This is a genomic window from Clostridium estertheticum (genome assembly GCF_018861295.1).
Lineage (GTDB): Bacteria > Bacillota > Clostridia > Clostridiales > Clostridiaceae > Clostridium_AD > Clostridium_AD estertheticum_D.
The window spans coordinates 74,556-92,571 of sequence record NZ_JAHLDM010000009.1; the positions used below are offsets into that span (position 1 = coordinate 74,556).

An 18,016-nucleotide genomic window follows, 5' to 3' on the forward strand; every position below is an offset into this window, starting at 1 on the left:
TAGAATATAAATGGGAAAATTAAGGACAATGAAAAACGCAACTTTTAAAAGACAATTTATGATTTCAATAATTCTAGTTCTTGTATTAAGTCTTTCTTTTACTGTAGGTGGTTTAGTATTAGAACTTTGGCTAATTAACAAGGAGATAATATTAAGAGCAAATTATTATAGTTCAGAGGTTCCTAAAATCGAAGAGTATATAAATAAAAATAAGGATAAAATTTTAAATGAAAATTTTAAGAAGGAACTTGAAAACAAAATACCTACTGCTGGTATTGAGTATGAAGTTGTGGATTCAAAGGGTACTCTTTCTTATGGTTATTTTAAAAAGCCAATTGTATCAAAAATATCAATGACTAAAGAGAAAGTCACTAAAACCAATGGATGGATAAACACAAAGGTAATAAAATACATTCCTGTCTTAGATAACAATGAATTAAAAGGAATGGTCATATTAAAATATTATATAGGAAATAGTGTTAAAAACCCTAATTATAATTGGCTTGTTGCCTATTCAGATTTATACGTATTCCTAGCTCCATTTGTATACATTATATTATTCAGTGTATTTTTTGCTGGTAGATTTAATAAAAAAATAAATATTCCTCTAAAACAGTTAATGGAGGGTGCTGAAAAGATACGAGTCCGAGATTTAGAATTTAACATAACTTATGAAAGTAATAATGAACTAGGAAAGCTTTGTAAATCCTTTGAAGATATGAGGATAGACCTTAAAAAATCTTTAGAAAGTCAGTGGAGATTGGAAGAGGAAAGAAGAGAAATGGTAGGTGCGGTTGCTCATGATTTAAAAACGCCTATTACTATAATAAAAGGACATGTGGAAGGTCTTTTAGAAAGTAAAGAATTGGATAGTTATAAGTTATATAAATACTTAAATTTAATAAATAAAAATACAGATAGAATGACTAAGCTAGTTGGAAGAATAAATTTACTAACTAAAATTGAAAATGTAGATTTTAAGCTTAATGCTAAAGAATGTGATTTAGTAGATCACATAAAGGAATTAAGCATGGACTATAATATTTTAGTTCAGGATAAAAAAATAAACTTTACATGTAAAATTGAAGACTTCAGAAATTCTAATAGCTTGATTAGAATAGATACCTATGCATTGTCAGAAATCCTAGATAATCTGATGTCTAATAGTGTGAGATTTACCCCGGAGGGAGGAAATATAACTCTAAGTTTAAAGTTATATTTAGATAAAATGATTTTTTCAATTTCTGATACAGGTTGTGGATTTTCTAAAAAGGATACGGTGAATATTTTTAAAAAGTTTTATCAAGGGGATGAATCTAGGTCAATGGAAAAAAATCATGCTGGGTTAGGGCTTTACATTGTTAAAACTTTGGTAAGCAAATTTAATGGCTTTGTCAAAGCTAAAAATAATGTTGAAGGTGGCGGAGAAGTTATAATTTTTATACCCTATTAAACCCCAGAGCTGAAGTATAATTTAATAAAGTTTTTTTGTATTTATTGCCATTTTAATGGAGTTAATGAAAATGCAATTCATTAAAAGGGTTTTTATATAATTGCAAGATGGCATGGAGTAAAATGTAAGGTGAATCGATGGTAGAATATTTTTCAAAACATTATACTGACTATATCAATAAGAAAGAGGTGACAGATATGCCAGTATTAAAAGTAGAAAATTTGAAAAAGACTTATTCATCAAAGAATGGTGGAAACAGATCAAAAGCATTAAATGGCATTAGTTTTGAAGTAGAAAAAGGAGAATTTGTTGGAATCATGGGACCTTCAGGATCAGGAAAATCAACACTGCTAAATGTGATAGCAACAATTGATGAAGCAACTTCAGGAAGCGTGATAATTGGAAAACAGAATATTAACATGATGAATAGTGAAGAACTAGCAATTTTTCGAAGAGAAAAGCTAGGATTTATTTTTCAGGATTATAATTTGCTAGATACCATGACTCTTCGTGAGAATATAGCATTACCACTTGTACTTGCAAAAGAAAATCCAAAAATCATTGCTCAAAGAGTAGAAGTGATAGCAAGTGCATTAGGCATTGAAGAACTATTAGGAAAATATCCCTATGAGGTATCGGGAGGTCAGCGTCAGAGAGCGTCTGCAGCAAGAGCAATGATTAGTAATCCAGAATTGATATTAGCAGATGAACCAACAGGAGCATTAGATTCCAAATCATCTACAGAACTACTTCAATGTTTGACTGACATGAATGAGAGAAATGCAGTAACAATTCTTTTAGTTACACATGATGCGTTTACGGCAAGTTATTGTAAACGAATTTTATTTATAAAGGATGGAACTATTTTTACCGAAATAGATCGTGGTGGAAGCCGAAAAGAATTTTTTGATCAGATATTAAAAGTGCTTGCAATACTAGGAGGTGACAATCGTGAACTTCTTTAGTATGGCAGTTAAAAATATTCAAAGAAAATTAGATACTTATCTTACGTATTTTTTGAGTGCCGCTTTTGCTGTAACTATTTTCTTTATCTTTTGTTCCATTTATTATAATCCGGAATTTGCTGATTTTCATACGGGAGTAAGTAAAATAGGAATTATATTTAAAATTTCATCAGTAGTTGTTCTCTTATTTTCTGGTGTGTTTGTTTATTATGCAAATTCACTGTTTATCAAGTCTAGAAAAAAGGAAATTGCCATATATTCCTTGTTAGGTATGAGGAAAAAAGAAATTGGGCAGCTTTTGTTTTTAGAAACCTTACTAGTTGGAGTAGGTTCTATTATAAGTGGAATTTTACTAGGAAGTCTTTTTACAAGATTTTTTTCTATGATACTAAAAAAACTAATGCTAGGTGGAGCACCTGGAAATGATATTGCCTTTCATCTTACCTGGCAGCCAGTTGTTGTTAGTATTGTTGTTTTTTTGATACTCTTTATTTTAAATGCACTATACTCACTTAAAACCGTTTTTGGGAGTAAATTAATAGATTTGTTATCAGCAGAAAAGGAAGGAGAAACAGCACCTAAGTTTTCGGTTGTATTATCTGTATTATCAATATTAATGATTTTTGTTTCCTATTTAGTTTTTCTTAATTTTAATGGTGACGATGGAGCAATGAAATTAATTGGTCCAGCTATTTTTGCCTGTGTATTACTTGCAACTGGAACCTATCTATTATTTCAAAATATAGTAATATGGTTACTGTCAAAATGTAAAAAGAATATAAGGTTCTATTATAAAACAGGAAATTTCATTAGCACATCGCAGAATGTATATCGAATAAAAGCAAATTCAAATATTTTTTGTGTAATAGCTCTGTTAAGTGCATTTACTGTTACAGTTATGAGTGCAGCAATTTCGTTTTATTTAACACTGGGAAATTCTATGCCAATTTATGCACCATATTCATATTTATGTGAAAATCTAAATGAGGTGGCAACAAAGCAGGTACTGCAAACTGTTTCAGAAGATGATACGGTAAAATTACATGCAGTAACCGATCTGAATGTTCTTTCAACATCTGCATCACTAGAAGGTTATAAAGTAGATACCAATAATGCTTATGAGAAAACAACAACGCAGGTAGGGGAAAATCTTACAATCGATATTATTAAGTTCAGTGATTATCAAAAGGTGGTACAAGACACTGAAGCAATAGAATCAAAAGGCAATAAAGGAGCCATTTTTGTATCTGAATTAACTAAAGGTGAATGTCTTTTCTTAGATGGGAACTATGGACATGATTATAGTGAGCATATAACAGGTAAGAATATTCAGGTTAAGACAGATGGTGGTATTACCGCTTTTAAAATTGTAGATGTATCTTTATTTAAATATATTGGAGCAGCACATGCGAGAACAACACTGGTTCTTGAGGATTCTGATTATGAGCGGCACTTTGCATTAAAGGATTCATATAAAATTTGCCATTATATTGGACTAAAGTTTGATAATCCATTGGAAGTAAGTACTCTCTTTGATAAATTGAATACCATTGTAGCTACTAAAAATCACGATAAGTCTTATTTAGAATATCACCAGATATTTTTCAATATGTATGGTGCATATATCTTTATCGGTATGTTTTTGGGCATTTTGTTTTTGATGGCTGCAGGCAGTATTATATTTTACAAACAGCTTATGGAAGCACGAGATGATATGGGAAGATATGAGATTTTGAGAAAAATTGGAATGACAGAAAAAGAGGTATTAAGATCTGTACGAAGACAGATCGCAATTGTATTTTTGCTTCCATTTATGGTGGCTATGATGCATACAGTGGTTATATTAAAGACATATCAGAATATGGTGTATACATTAACCACAGATTCACCTATACTTGTATATGCACTTTTGGTTGTAGCGATATATTTTATAATATATGGTCTGTTTTACTTATTTTCAGTAAAAGGATATATGAAAACGGTATGGAATAAGAGCACTGTTTCGTAATGGGGGAATGATGGATGTATAAAATCATGGTAGTGGAGGATGATTCTAATATTAGTAAAATAATATGTGAAAATCTTGAAAAACAAGGATTTCAGTGTCTTAGAATTGTTCAATTTGAAAATATAGTAGAAGAATTCATAAAGTTTAAACCGGAACTTATTCTGATGGATATTAATTTGCCAGGAAATGATGGGTTTTATTGGTGTGAGAAAATAAGGGCGCTTTCAAAAGCACCCCTTATTTTTATATCTGCCAGAAATTCAGATATGGATATTGTTGTAGCAACTAATATGGGTGGAGATGATTATCTTGTGAAACCATTTTCATTAGAAGTATTAGTGGCTAAGGTCAAAGGAATGCTTAGAAGAACATATTCTTATAATGAAGGTGATACCAATATTCTGTCATTTGGAGAATTGATTTTTAATGCTGATAATGGAATGATTGCGTGTAAAGAGAAGATAGAGGAACTTACTCATAATGAAATGGGAATTCTTAAAATACTACTTAGAAATCAGGGGAAAATAGTAAGCAGAGAGAGAATCATGCGAACACTATGGAAGGACGAGAGATTTATTGATGACAATACATTAACGGTGAATATTACAAGACTTCGCAAGAAATTAAGTGCTATAGGATATGAAAATATAATAAAGACAATCCGAAATGAGGGATACATCATATGAAAGTCATAGATTATATAAAAGAAAAAAAGGAACTTTTTATTTTAGGTATCCTATTTGCTATATTTCCAGGAATGATAATGGGACTTTCAGAAGAGAGCGCATTTTTATCAACGAATGGTCTCTATTGTATTGTAGTAATGATATTTATTTTTGTTATATACATAATTGTGGATTATTTAAGGTTAAATAGATATTGCAAACGACTTTCGCAGTTGAGTGGTAATGATGGTTTAGATTTTATTGTTTCATTACCAAATCCAATATCCTATGAACAAAAATTGTATACGAAGCTGATGATACAGTTAAAAAGAAATGCTGAAAAGATGATGGAAGCATTTGAAGACAACAAGCTGGAAGATATTGAATTTATCGAAACCTGGGTTCATGAGATTAAGACGCCAATTGCTGCAACTAAATTGATCATTGAGAATAGCCTAGATAATCCAACAGAAAAGGTATTGTATATTATTTCAGATGAAATTATAAAAATTGAAGATATGGTCCAGAAAACAATTTGTTATAGTCAGTTGAATGATTTTTCAAGGGATTGCCAGATTAGTAATGTGAATTTACAGAGGGTTGTAAATAAGTGCTTACAAAATGAATATTCGAATATCAATAATAAGTATCTTGAACTGGATATTAGAACTCTGGATTTTGAAGTGAATAGTGATGAAAAATGGCTTTATTTTATTATAAAACAGATTTTAGATAATGCAGTGAAATACTCTAAGGAAAAAGGAATTATTCAGATTTATGGAATAAACGATTTACACAACCAAAAATTGCTTATTGAAGATTCGGGTATTGGTATTCGAGAAGAAGATATTAGACGTATTTTTCAAAAAGGATACACTGGGTTAAATGGACGAAAAAAAACAGTATCTACAGGAGTGGGTCTATATTTGAGTTATAAACTGGCAAGAAAGTTAGGACATGATATTCATGTTTCATCGGTTCTAAAACAAGGGACAAAGGTGGAACTTATATTACAAGAATAGCAGAAATGTGTATATATTGAAAAGTATATTTTAAATATATTTGGGTAGAAACTTCAATATAAGTAACACAGCGGAGAATGATTGAGAGAAGATCTGATAGGGATACATGGAAACTTGTGCATTAGAATGAATATATTGCAGGAATGTATGTTGAAGATATGATTGAACTTAATCTTAAAAAGTGTTATGCTATCAATGATAAACTAAGTAGAATATCTCTACTAGATAAAATTCAAGTATAAAATTACAATTGAGAAGAAAATATATTAAAGAGCTTATTTTATAGGCTCTTTTTTAGTGATAAAGAGAGGTAATAATATGATAAAAGTTGATAATTTGTCCTACTCGTTTCCGCAAAAGGATCTATATAAGAACATTTCATTTACATTAGAAGATGGTCAACATTGTGCTTTTATAGGAACAAATGGTTGCGGGAAAAGTACACTTATAGATATAATTATGGATCCAGAAAAATATATGTTCGATGGAAAGCTTGAGATAGACTCAGATTGTAGAATAGGCTATGTAAGTCAATTCTCACAACTTGGCGAAACAAAAGAAATTACAGTTTTCGAATATATTGGGGAAAAATTTATTAAACTGCAAAATGAAATAACATCTATTTGCAGTGAAATGGAAACATCTTCAGATATTGAACCTTTACTAGAAAAGTATCAACAAACTTTAGATGCATTTGGTGCAATTAATGGGGATGATTTCGAAAACAATATTAACAAAAACCTAAATCTTGCAAACTTAAGCAAGTATAAAGATCTAATGATATCTGAACTTAGTGGTGGAGAATTTAAGCTTATTCAAGTAATTAAGGAAATGCTAAATAGTCCAGAATTAATGATTATGGATGAACCCGATGTGTTTTTAGACTTTGGAAACCTTAATTCGCTTAAAGATCTAATTAATTCACATAAAGGAACAATGTTAATTATTACGCACAACAGATATCTATTGAATCATTGTTTTAACAAAATTCTGCATCTTGAAAACATGGAGCTCCAAGAGTTTGATGGAAGCTATATTGAGTATAACTTCTCTTTACTCCAAACGAAAATTGAACTGCAAGAACTAGCTACTTCTGATGAGGAAGAATTTTGGAGAAACGAGATGTTGATAAAAAAACTAAGATATCTCGCAACTGAGCATACTGAAGCTGCTAGAGGAAAATCTCTAAATGCTAGAGTTAAAATCCAAGAAAGATTAGAAAAACGTAGAATTAAAGCGCCATTTGTAGATATTAAAGAGCCAAGTATCAGCTTTGTTACAGATAATGAAATGGAAGAAACCATTGCTTTAAAAGTTAATGATTACACTGCTCGCTTTGATGATATACTTTTAGAAAATGTTAACTTTGAGATTAAATCTACTGATAAAGTAGCTCTTGTCGGATTAAATGGCACCGGTAAAACGACTTTAGTTCAAGAAATCTTTAAAAATAATAATGATTCTATTGAGATAAACCAGCAGGTTGAAGTGGCTTATTTATCTCAACTTCAAGGCAAAACATTAAATGAGTCTAATACTATACTTGAAGAGTTTTTCGATGCTGGGTTTAAAACTTATGAAGAGATTAAGTCATATATTTCTGGTTATGGTTTTGAGGAAGAAATCATTAATCAAAAGATAGAGTCTTTATCTGGTGGAGAAAAAAACATGCTTCAACTGGCTAAAATTTCTGCTAGTAATGCAAATATGTTGATTCTTGATGAACCGACAAGTCATTTAGACACCTATTCACAAATAGCACTAGAAAAAGCCATAGAAGACTATAAAGGTGCGATTTTAATGATTTCTCATGATTTTTATACTATAGTAAATTGTATGGATTTTGTTTTAATCATTGAAGATAAGACAATTAGAAAAATGAGTATGCGAAAGTTTAGAAAGATGATTTATGCTAGTTATTTTGACAAGGACTATTTAGAAATTGAACAAAAGAAAAAATTAGTTGAAACAAAAATAGCATTAGCTTTAAAAGGGACTGATATTGAGCTTGCAAAAGTTTTATCTGATGAGTTAGAAGGGCTGATTAAGTTACTCTAAATTTAGTGAGTAGTTAAGAGTACTAGTTTATGGATAGAGAAGATAATGGGAGTGATTGTCGGATAAAAGTATTGACATAATCATATTTAGTGATTAAAATTTAGATAAGTTAATTTAATATTGATAACAATCTTGTTCTTATCAAGAGAGGTGGAGGGACTGGCCCTATGAAACCCAACAACCGGCATTCTTATTCGAATGTAACGGTGTTAATTCCTGCAGAAATGAAATATATTTCTGGAAGATAAGAAAAGACGCAGATTTTATTTGTGCGCTGCTTTTCTTTTGAAAAGTGGCTTTTGTTTTTTATGGAAAATAACAGGGGGTGGCGGTTTTGAAAACAGACTGTAATAACTTGGAGACAATAATTGTTCACGGAAGTGGTGAATGGGAAGATCAAACAGGTTGTATAAGTGTTCCAATATATCAAAGTGCAACTTTTAAACATAAGGGATTAAACCAAAGTACTGGTTATGATTATTCAAGGCTTCAAAATCCTACGCGAGAAGAACTTGAAAAAACTATAGCGAAACTTGAAGGTGGAAAGGAAGGTTTAGCATTCTCAACTGGGATGGCAGCAATAGACTGTGTTGCAAGGCTATTAAAACCAGGAGAACATATAATAATATCAGATGATTTGTATGGTGGAACTTATAGGCTTTTCGAAGATGTATATAAAGCTTATGGTATTGAATCAACATATGTAGATACAACAGACCTAGAAAAAATCACAATGGAATTAAAGGATAATACAAAAGCTATTTACATGGAAACGCCTTCCAATCCAATGATGAAAGTCAGTGATATAGGGAAAATATCAGCTTTAGCAAAAGAAAAAGGTTTGATTACAATAGTAGATAATACTTTTCTTACACCTTATTTTCAAAGACCAATGGATTTTGGTGCAGATATAGTAGTTCATAGTGGAACAAAATTTTTAGGTGGACACAACGATACTCTGGCAGGCCTTTTGGTAGCTAGTAGAGATGATTTAATTGAAAAATTAAGGTTTACTCAAGTTTCCATTGGAGCTACTCTTTCACCTTTTGATAGTTGGCTCATACTCAGAGGTATAAAAACTCTTGCAATAAGGCTTGAAAAACAGCAAGAAAATGCAAAACACATAGCTTTGTGGCTTAAAAACTGCGATGCTGTTGAAAAAGTATATTATCCGGGATTTAAGGAGCATGAAGGTTATGAAGTTTCATTAAAGCAGACAAGTGGATTTGGATCAATAATTTCATTTACGGTTAAGGAAAAGAAAGATATAGGCAAAGTACTTGAAAAAGTTGAAATTGTAACTTTTGCTGAAAGTCTTGGTGGAGTAGAGAGTCTTATAACTTATCCATATCTTCAAACACATGCGTCTATTCCTGAAGAAATAAGAAATAGAATGGGTGTTACTGATAAGCTTTTAAGGCTTTCAGTAGGCATAGAAAATGTAAATGATATTATAAATGATCTCAGCAAAAGCTTAAATTATTTCTCTTAGGCGATTTCATTATCTCTTCTAGATAGGATCATTGATATACTCTAAAATTAGAGTTATAGTTATAGTGTTAATATTGTGATAAAGAACTATAAACCATATTAGCAATCTTTATACCTTAAAGTTAATTAAGGTAGGGAGGCTTTTTCTTATATTATATCCAACATAAGCCATTATGCTAGTTGTTTATCATGTCAATTTGAATGCTTTAGAAAACATGGTGTTATATATTAGGAGGGATTTTATGTACAAGCAAGCGGAAAATAAAATAGGAACGATTACAAAAATAATTGAAACAGAGGTTGTAGTATGTGGAGGTGGTACTGCTGGTATTATTACAGCACTAACAGCTGCAGAAAATGGTGCTAAAGTTATTTTGCTTGAAAAGGGAAATAATTGTTATCCACCACGTACTTTTATTGGAGCAATAGGTTCGAAAGTACAGAAGGAAAATGGAGTAGAAATAGATAGAAATGAAATTGTAAATGAATTATGTCGTCATGCCTGTTATAGGGTAGATCAAAGACTAATTAATCTTTGGGCAGATGAAAGTGGAGAGATGCTAGATTGGTTGGGAAGCATAATGATAGATAATGGTATGAAAGTTACTCTTGAAACTGATATCAATAAGAATATGGATATAAAAGAGTGGTCAACCTGTCATTGTTTTTATAATGATAATACGGAAAATAAAAAAAGGCCTGTAAAAATACTTGAAGAAAGGATGAAAGCACACGGGGTTAATATAATGACAAGAACTCCAATGATTCAGTTGATAAGGGATGATGATAAAGTATTGGGTGTTATTGCTAAAAATTCAGATGGAGAATATATTCAAATAAATGCAAGTAAGGGAGTTGTTCTTGCAACAGGTGGCTATTCTAATAATATGGAAATGTTAAAGGAATTAAATCCAATTGCTGCATTTAATATAAGTTCACTTCCATTAACACCAGGTGTAACAGGTGATGGAATTAAAGCTGCTAAAAAAATAGGAGCTGAAATGGATCTTATTTCGACGGCAATGATTTTTGATCGTGGAGCAGTTAAGCCGGGAAAAGTAGCGGGAGAACCATTTGAAGATAAATTGTTTTGGTTAGGCAGTCAGCCATTCCTTAAGGTAAATAAACTAGGTGAGCGTTATACAAATGAATCAGTTCCATATGATTTTTGTATACATGCGGCTAGTATGCAGCCAGGTAAAGTGTGGTGTTCTATATTTGATTCAAATTGGATGGAAGATGTACTGAAATTTCACACAATTGGTTGTTCACGAGTTGTACTTCCAGAAGATATTGAAAAATATCCATGCAATTTTAATGTGAAAATTATAGAAGGAATGAATGAACAATTATTAAAAGCTGGTTATATGCAACAGGCGAATACAATTGAAGAACTTGCTGAAAAATTAATGCTTCCTCCCAAAACATTAGAAGCAAATATATACCATTATAATGAATTATGTGAAAAAGGTGAAGATGAGGATTTCGGAAAGACATCTTTTCGTATGAGACCTATTGTTAAGGCCCCATTTTATGGCATAACAGTAGGTGGAAATTTATTATGTACATTAGATGGTTTGAGAATTAATACAGATATGCAAGTATTAGATACAAATATGGAGCCAATTAAAGGGCTATTTGCAGTTGGAAACGATAGTGGTGGCTTCTTTGCATATTCGTATCCAGAACTAGCTCCTGGAGTTGCAGCAGGAAGATCTATGACATTTGGTCGCCATGTAGGTAAATATCTAGCAGATTTATAGTTATATTTATTGAAATTTTTTAAAGAAGGGGTCTCGTCAACATTTCTCTGAATCACAGCAACAAGAAATATTGACGAGTTATCCTATTATATATTAAGCTTTCTTAAATTATATTTCTCAAACGGTACAGTGATATCAAAAGAATATTCATCAGAAAACCAATAAATGTATAAATGATTATTAACTTAATTTAATATAATCAACTTCTTTAAAGCTATTTATCACTAAATCTGCCATGGAAATGTCTTGACTTCCTGCAGCACCGCTATTAATTCCGATACATTTCATACCTGCTTTTTTAGCAGCACGAACCCCATTATGAGAATCCTCAATAACTATACAATTTTCAGGGCTTACCCCAAGCTTCTCTGAAGCAAAAATAAATATATCTGGTTCAGGTTTACTTCTCTGTACATAGTCACCGGTAACAAAAACTTCAAAGTATTCTTCTATTTGAAATTTCGTTGCAATAGCCATAATCACATTTAGTGGAGATGATGATGCAACGGCTAGCTTTATTCCATTCTCATGAAAGTCTTTAATTAGCTCCTTCACCCCATCAATAAGAGTTATTTCGCATTCATCTGAATTAAGGTATTTAAAATATTTACTTCGATCATATTCAATTAACTCATCAAGTGTTTGATTAAGCTTATATTTATTTTTTAGAGCTTCCCACATATAATGAGAAGTTGCTCCTACGAAAGAGTGATGCTCATCGTCTGTAACCTATATGCCTAATTTTTTATAAGTCTCATTTTCCAGCTTCATATGTGCTGGTTCACTATCAATAATTACTCCATCCATATCAAATATAACGGCGTTTAGTATAAAATCACCCTGAATTTTATCCAAGCTTATCATCTCCCTATAACTATAGCGTTTGAAATAATATATATTCTATCCAATTTAAACGTATCCTACTCAAGTACAAGGATAAATACATTATTCAATGTTAAGGGAGGAATAATAATGGCTAAGTTCAGACAGATTTATACTGGGTTTGCCGTAGTTGCTGACGAAGTTAGAAAATTAGCTGAGGCGTCAGAGGCTACAGTTAAAAAGATTCAGGAGGTAACTGAAAAAGTTGAAAATGCATTCAAAAATCTTACCAGCAACGCTCAGGATATATTAAGCTTTATTGATACTAAGGTTAAACCTGATTATGATCTATTTGTAGATACAAGTAAGCAATACGGCTCGGATGCCGTAAAAACCAATATGATATCTGCGGATATTGGAGCTTCAATGAATATAGTAAATGAAACTATATCAGAGATTAGAAATGCAATTGAAAATATATCGGCTACAGCTGAGGAATCGGTTGCTAGCTCCGAGGAAATATCAGCAACTGTTAATGAATCTGTTATGGCAGTCCAAAAAATATCAAAATCTTCTCAAAATCAAGCCATATTAGCAGATAAGCTAAATAATATAGTTCAAAAATTTAGGTTATGAAATAAATATTACAAACCTGTCCAGAAGTAAGTGTTATTGGGTATCTTAATAACTATAAGATTGACTAACATAAAAGGCTGTACTCATTAGGAGTACAGCCTTTTATGTATTAGGGTTGTTCAAGAATTAAAGTCATATCAAAGGGGGCACCTTTAATATAATGATTATATCAATTCAATGTTAATATTTCATACCAAAACAAATAACAAATTGTAAACATTTTGTATTTAAATAAACACTAAGGGTTCATATATATAAGAGGCGCCTTTATATATACATTACAACAAATTTTTATCCTGTAACAGCTGGGGCTTTGGGAACAACTCAAGTTGCCTCAAGTATTTAACTTGAATTTAGAAAAAAGTTCCAACAGCTTAAATCACCGTATTTTGTTAATTCATTATATTTAGATATAACAGAGCGTAGATGAACTGACGTGTCTTATATTAATATTGTTAGCTCTTACAGTCATTCTTCTTACAAAATTACCTTTACTAGCTGTTTTGGTGTATCATTTTTAATTGTATAATTTGAAGTATGACTCACTTTAATTTAAATAATATACATATTTGATTTATTTTTCTAAGCTTGTATTTCATAGCAGTTATACTTGTATTAGGCTTTTTACAAAATGAATAAGCTCGTATTCTTATAAAAAAATATATTACAATAATGGTACAAACATGTTATAATGTAATTAATTTCAAATGAGATAACGTTTGCACAGATATGTGTTAATGTTAAAGAAAGTGTGATTTATTCTTATTGTAAAAGATTTAAAAAATATATCTGGGGGGGACTTCTAATGAAATGAAATGAGATTAAAACTATTACCTAAAAAATAGTATCACTAATGCTTTGTTAATATATTATTTGTTAGTACAAAATTACAAGGATTATTAACAATGAAAACTTTTAAAGGGAAAGGATGGTAAAAATAAGATGGTTAATAGTAAAAGACATACATGTTTTAAAAAAATAATGTATTTGTTTATGGTTATCACCTTAGTATTTAGTAATTTTACGTTTATTTCTAATGTAAAAGTAAATGCGGCAGTAGGTGGAGGGATTACAGTAAAAGGTGATACAATTACAATTCCAAATGGTTCAGATCAATATATTATTCAAATATGTGAACCTCAGATTCTTAAAGTTGATTATAGACCTAATGGAGCATCAAGTGATGAAACTCAAGTAATTGACCCGAATAAGAGCTGGAGTACGGGAAATACAGAATCTATTGATATTAAATCGGATCCCATGGTTATCACTACAAGTAAAATGATAGTAAAGATAAACAAATCAGATTTAAGTGTTTCTGTATATGATTCTTCAAATGGTCTGCTTATCAAACAAACAGCTCTTCCTAGTAATGGAGTAACATTTAGCCATAATTCTGGAGATAATTTTTATGGTATAAGTGGTTATAATAATGGAGAAAATTCTTCAGCGGGGATGTTAAGAACTGGTACTATAAATGTCCAAGCTGGTACACAAGGTCATTGTGGAGCACCATTTGTATGGAGTAATAATGGATATGGTATATTGGTAGATTCAGATGGAGGAAAGATTTCTCTTGGAGAGAAAACCCTTGGTTATAGTGCAATTTCAAAGAAAAATACACAATATTATATTATGGTAGGAAGTCCTACAGATATTTTATCCTCTGAGTCTGATATTACAGGAAAATCGCCTATGTCACCTAAATGGGCTACAGGGTTTACTAATACTCAATGGGGTTGGCCAGATGCAACAAAGACAGATGAACAACAACTTACAGATGTAATAAATACTTATAGGTCAAAACAAATACCTATAGATAACTTTTGTTTGGATTTTGACTGGAAAAAGTGGGGGTCAGATAACTATGGTGAATTTAAGTGGAATACAACTAACTTTCCAGGTGCAGAATCAGGACAACTAAAAAAAGCTATGAGTTCTGCAGGTATTAAGTTAACAGGAATTATGAAACCGAGAGTATTAGTACCCTCAGTTCAGGCAACAGATGTTAAAGCAATGAATGGATGGCTTCCAGGAAGTAGTCCTAAAAATGATTATTGTGCAAATGTACCAATGCAGAGTTTAAATTATGGGAATCCTAGTGTAAGAACATGGCTTTGGAATCATACACAAGATGCTTTTGACAAGGGAATAGTAGGATTTTGGAATGATGAATGTGATGGCGATAATGGGTTTGGTAACTTTGACAATATGAATATGCAAAAATCATTCTATGATGGTCAAACGGCGTATACTAATCAAAGAGTTTGGTCCCTTAATAGAACTTATTATGCTGGGGCACAACGATATGGTTATGGTATGTGGTCTGGTGATATAGGCTCTGGGTTTGACAGTATGGCAAATCAGCGTGAAAGAATGCTTTCAGCAGTAAACCTTGGAGAAGCTAAATGGGGAATGGATACTGGTGGCTTTAATGGTCAACCTAATCCTGAAAATTACGCAAGATGGCTTGAATTTAGTGCTTTTACACCAATATTTAGAGTTCATGGTACAAAAGTTACAGATTCAAGTATGGCACGTTATCCTTGGAATTATGGTACTACAGCAGAAGCAGCAGCAAAGAAGATTATGCAATTAAGATACACCTTAATACCATATATTTATAAATACGATCAACAAGCTTCGGATACAGGTATAGGTTTAATAAAATCCTTAATGATGGCATACCCTAATGATCCTAATGCTGCGAATGATAAAGAATCTTGGATGTTTGGAGATTCGTTACTAGTATCACCAGTTGTAACACAAGGACAAACTTCAAAAAGTATTTATTTGCCAGAAGGAAACTGGATAGATTACTTTAAAGGAACAACTTATACTGGTGGTAAGACTATAAATTATCCAATAGATTCATCAAGTTGGCAGGATGTACCATTATTTATCAAGAGTGGTGCGATTATTCCTTCACAGGATTATGAAAACTATGTTGGCGAAAAGAAAATGACAAATATATATGTAGATGCTTTTCCTACTGTTCAACCAACAAGCTTTAATTATTATGACGATGATGGTGATACTTACAACTATAAAAGTGGAAATTGCTTTGAACAAAAATTAACAGTACAAAGAAGTAATGATTGTAAGTCAGTTCAGTTTGATACAGCGCAACAAAAGGGAAGTTATACGCCAGATGTAAAAAATTATATAGTGAAATTACATGTAAAATCAACTGGAGCAGTAACAGTTGGTGGAGAAGCTGTTCCACAATGCAGTAATTTAGATGCGTTAAAAAATGCAACGGGAGACGGTTATGTAGTAGGAACTGATGTTTATGGGGCTGTTGTTTATGTTAAAGTAGCAGCAGGACAGATAAAGAACATAGTGGCACCTTGTACTTTTAACCCAGAAGCAGCAAAAAAGACTACAGTATATGTAAAAGATTCAGCAAGTAGTGCAAATTTACAATACAGTCTGGATAATGGGAATACTTGGAGTTCATCACAAGCAATGACCAAATCAGATAAAATAGGATATTTTCAAACAGATTTAAACTATACTTTAACAAGTTCTTACCCAGTAAAAGTACGTTATTCAGACGGTTCTTTAAACAAACCAACTGATGCAGGAGTTGCTTTGCCTGTTACAGGTGACATTTGCACCATTGCAAATGATGGAAAAGTTACTGCGGGAGCGCCTAAAACTAACACAACAAATTTATATATTGGAACTACAACAAATAATCAAGTAAAGCTTCAATATTTAGATGACAATGGGAAATGGAGTAGCGATATTCTAATGATTAAATATGGGGTGAATAATGGACAATTTATGAGTCAATTAGCATTTCCTACAGATGTAAAAACACCAGTAGTTAGATACTCAGAAGATAGTGGATTAACTTGGAAACCGTCTTCGCTAGGTCAAGCTGTAGGTGCAGGCGACTATTATAATGATAGTACCGGTGCTATTATTGCTGGAAATCCTAATTGGTCTAATGGAGTAACTATTTATTATAAAAAAGGTTATACAACTCCATATACACATTGGAGACCTAGCACAGGAACATGGACAACTTCACCGGGTACTAAAATGCAGGATTCTGAGATAGCTGGCTATTCCAAAGCCACTCTTAATATTGGAACAGCTACATCGGCAGAAGTATGTTTTAATGATGGCAATGGGATATGGGATAATAATGGAGGCAAGAATTATATTTTTAATGCAGGAATATCAACCTTTAATGCAGGGATAATAAAATCAGGTGCACCATCTGGTACATCACAGTTGACAGTAGCAGTTGATATTAAAGGAGGAACTTACGCTTTAGCACAAACAGTAAAATTAACAGCATCTTCTACAGCAAGTATATATTACACTACAGATGGAACAACACCTACAATAGCCAGCACCAAATATATTGGAACAATTAAAATTAGTGCAAATACAACATTAAAGGCTATTGCAGTGGATTCACAAGGTAATCAATCTTCAGTGGATACAGAACAATACATTATAAATATATCAACAGTTTCCACAACTGTACACTATAAAAATCCAAGTAGCTGGGGAGCGCCTAACCTTTATTATTATGATGCTTCAAAAGTATTAACTTCATCAACATGGCCAGGAATAAAGATGAATAGTGACGGTAACAGTTGGTATTCTTATACTATTCAAAATTGTTCTACGGCGAAGGTGATTTTCAATGACGGTAAACATCAAAATCCAGGTATGAATCAACCGGGCTTTGATGTTACCGGGGAAAAGTGGTATGAAGACGGTAAATGGTATACGTCAAATCCTGATGTACTAGTGGTAAGTCCAAAAATTAAGAAGTTAACTTACACTACTGCGCAGAGTGTACCATTGACTTCATCTAATATGGTAATTACTTACTATAATAAAAATGGAATTGTACTACCGATTTTAAGTCCACAATCTATAGGCACATTTAGAAACAATAATATTACAACACTTAAATATAATGGACCACAATATTTAGAAGTAAGTATTGCCTCATAAATAAAAAAATGAGCCCCATCATACGTGATGTGACTCATTTTTTTTATATGTAAGTTGTCTGTTCCTGTTATACGTATAGCATAGGTAAATTCTATATTTATATGCTAATCTTTATTTATGAAAATGACATTATGAGAGGTCGTCTTATGA

Annotated in this window: 11 protein-coding genes, 1 pseudogene and 1 riboswitch; of the genes and pseudogenes, 10 read left to right on the forward strand and 2 right to left on the reverse strand. The window is 31.8% G+C overall.

The genetic code is table 11. The features are described from left to right. The first annotated feature begins 10 nt into the window (after positions 1-10). The 8 genes from KPL54_RS10870 (at position 11) to KPL54_RS10905 (ending at position 11,425) form a co-directional block, all read left to right on the forward strand. A complete protein-coding gene (locus KPL54_RS10870; protein WP_253203432.1) occupies positions 11-1,453 on the forward strand; it encodes a HAMP domain-containing sensor histidine kinase in 1,443 nt (480 codons plus the stop codon). Between the two features lie 197 nt (positions 1,454-1,650). Beyond that, positions 1,651-2,418 carry an ABC transporter ATP-binding protein gene (locus KPL54_RS10875; protein WP_216106605.1) on the forward strand — a complete coding sequence of 256 codons (768 nt, stop codon included), beginning with the start codon at positions 1,651-1,653 and terminating at the stop codon, positions 2,416-2,418. Further along, entirely contained in the window at positions 2,405-4,426 is a 2,022-nt protein-coding gene (locus tag KPL54_RS10880; RefSeq protein WP_216106606.1) for an FtsX-like permease family protein, read from the forward strand. The genes KPL54_RS10875 and KPL54_RS10880 overlap by 14 nt, the downstream gene beginning before the upstream one ends. 14 nt (positions 4,427-4,440) lie before the next feature. Beyond that, positions 4,441-5,112 (forward strand): response regulator transcription factor, encoded by a 672-nt coding sequence (locus KPL54_RS10885; RefSeq protein WP_216106607.1) that lies wholly within the window; start codon positions 4,441-4,443, stop codon positions 5,110-5,112. Then, complete coding sequence (locus KPL54_RS10890) at positions 5,109-6,113, forward strand: sensor histidine kinase (protein WP_216106608.1); 1,005 nt, start codon at positions 5,109-5,111, stop codon at positions 6,111-6,113. Before KPL54_RS10885 ends, KPL54_RS10890 begins: the two co-directional genes overlap by 4 nt. A 318-nt stretch (positions 6,114-6,431) precedes the next feature. Next, the gene (locus KPL54_RS10895) at positions 6,432-8,171 is read left to right on the forward strand and encodes an ABC-F family ATP-binding cassette domain-containing protein (RefSeq protein WP_216106609.1); all 1,740 of its coding nucleotides are present in this window, start codon (positions 6,432-6,434) and stop codon (positions 8,169-8,171) included. A gap of 135 nt (positions 8,172-8,306) precedes the next feature. Beyond that, a riboswitch (SAM riboswitch) is annotated at positions 8,307-8,422 on the forward strand. 83 nt (positions 8,423-8,505) lie between these two features. Continuing rightward, positions 8,506-9,663 carry a trans-sulfuration enzyme family protein gene (locus KPL54_RS10900; RefSeq protein ID WP_216106610.1) on the forward strand — a complete coding sequence of 386 codons (1,158 nt, stop codon included), beginning with the start codon at positions 8,506-8,508 and terminating at the stop codon, positions 9,661-9,663. Between the two features lie 241 nt (positions 9,664-9,904). Continuing rightward, on the forward strand, positions 9,905-11,425 hold the full coding sequence (locus KPL54_RS10905) for an FAD-dependent oxidoreductase (RefSeq protein ID WP_216106611.1): 1,521 nt from the start codon (positions 9,905-9,907) through the stop codon (positions 11,423-11,425). Positions 11,426-11,605: 180 nt separating this feature from the next. On the opposite strand, the pseudogene KPL54_RS10910 reads toward KPL54_RS10905, so the two are convergent. Together KPL54_RS10910 and KPL54_RS26500 are read right to left on the reverse strand one after the other, a co-directional pair. Continuing rightward, positions 11,606-12,139: pseudogene (locus tag KPL54_RS10910) on the reverse strand (HAD family hydrolase); the annotation flags it as partial. 15 nt (positions 12,140-12,154) lie between these two features. Then, positions 12,155-12,280, reverse strand: a complete 126-nt coding sequence (locus KPL54_RS26500) for a hypothetical protein (RefSeq protein WP_268038315.1) — start codon at positions 12,278-12,280, stop codon at positions 12,155-12,157. 117 nt (positions 12,281-12,397) lie between these two features. On the opposite strand from KPL54_RS26500, the gene KPL54_RS10915 reads away from it, so the two are divergent. Both KPL54_RS10915 and KPL54_RS10920 read left to right on the forward strand, forming a co-directional pair. Then, the gene (locus KPL54_RS10915) at positions 12,398-12,883 is read left to right on the forward strand and encodes a methyl-accepting chemotaxis protein (RefSeq protein WP_216106612.1); all 486 of its coding nucleotides are present in this window, start codon (positions 12,398-12,400) and stop codon (positions 12,881-12,883) included. Positions 12,884-13,825: 942 nt separating this feature from the next. After that, the gene (locus KPL54_RS10920; RefSeq protein WP_216106613.1) at positions 13,826-17,866 is read left to right on the forward strand and encodes a TIM-barrel domain-containing protein; all 4,041 of its coding nucleotides are present in this window, start codon (positions 13,826-13,828) and stop codon (positions 17,864-17,866) included. Positions 17,867-18,016 lie beyond the last annotated feature (150 nt).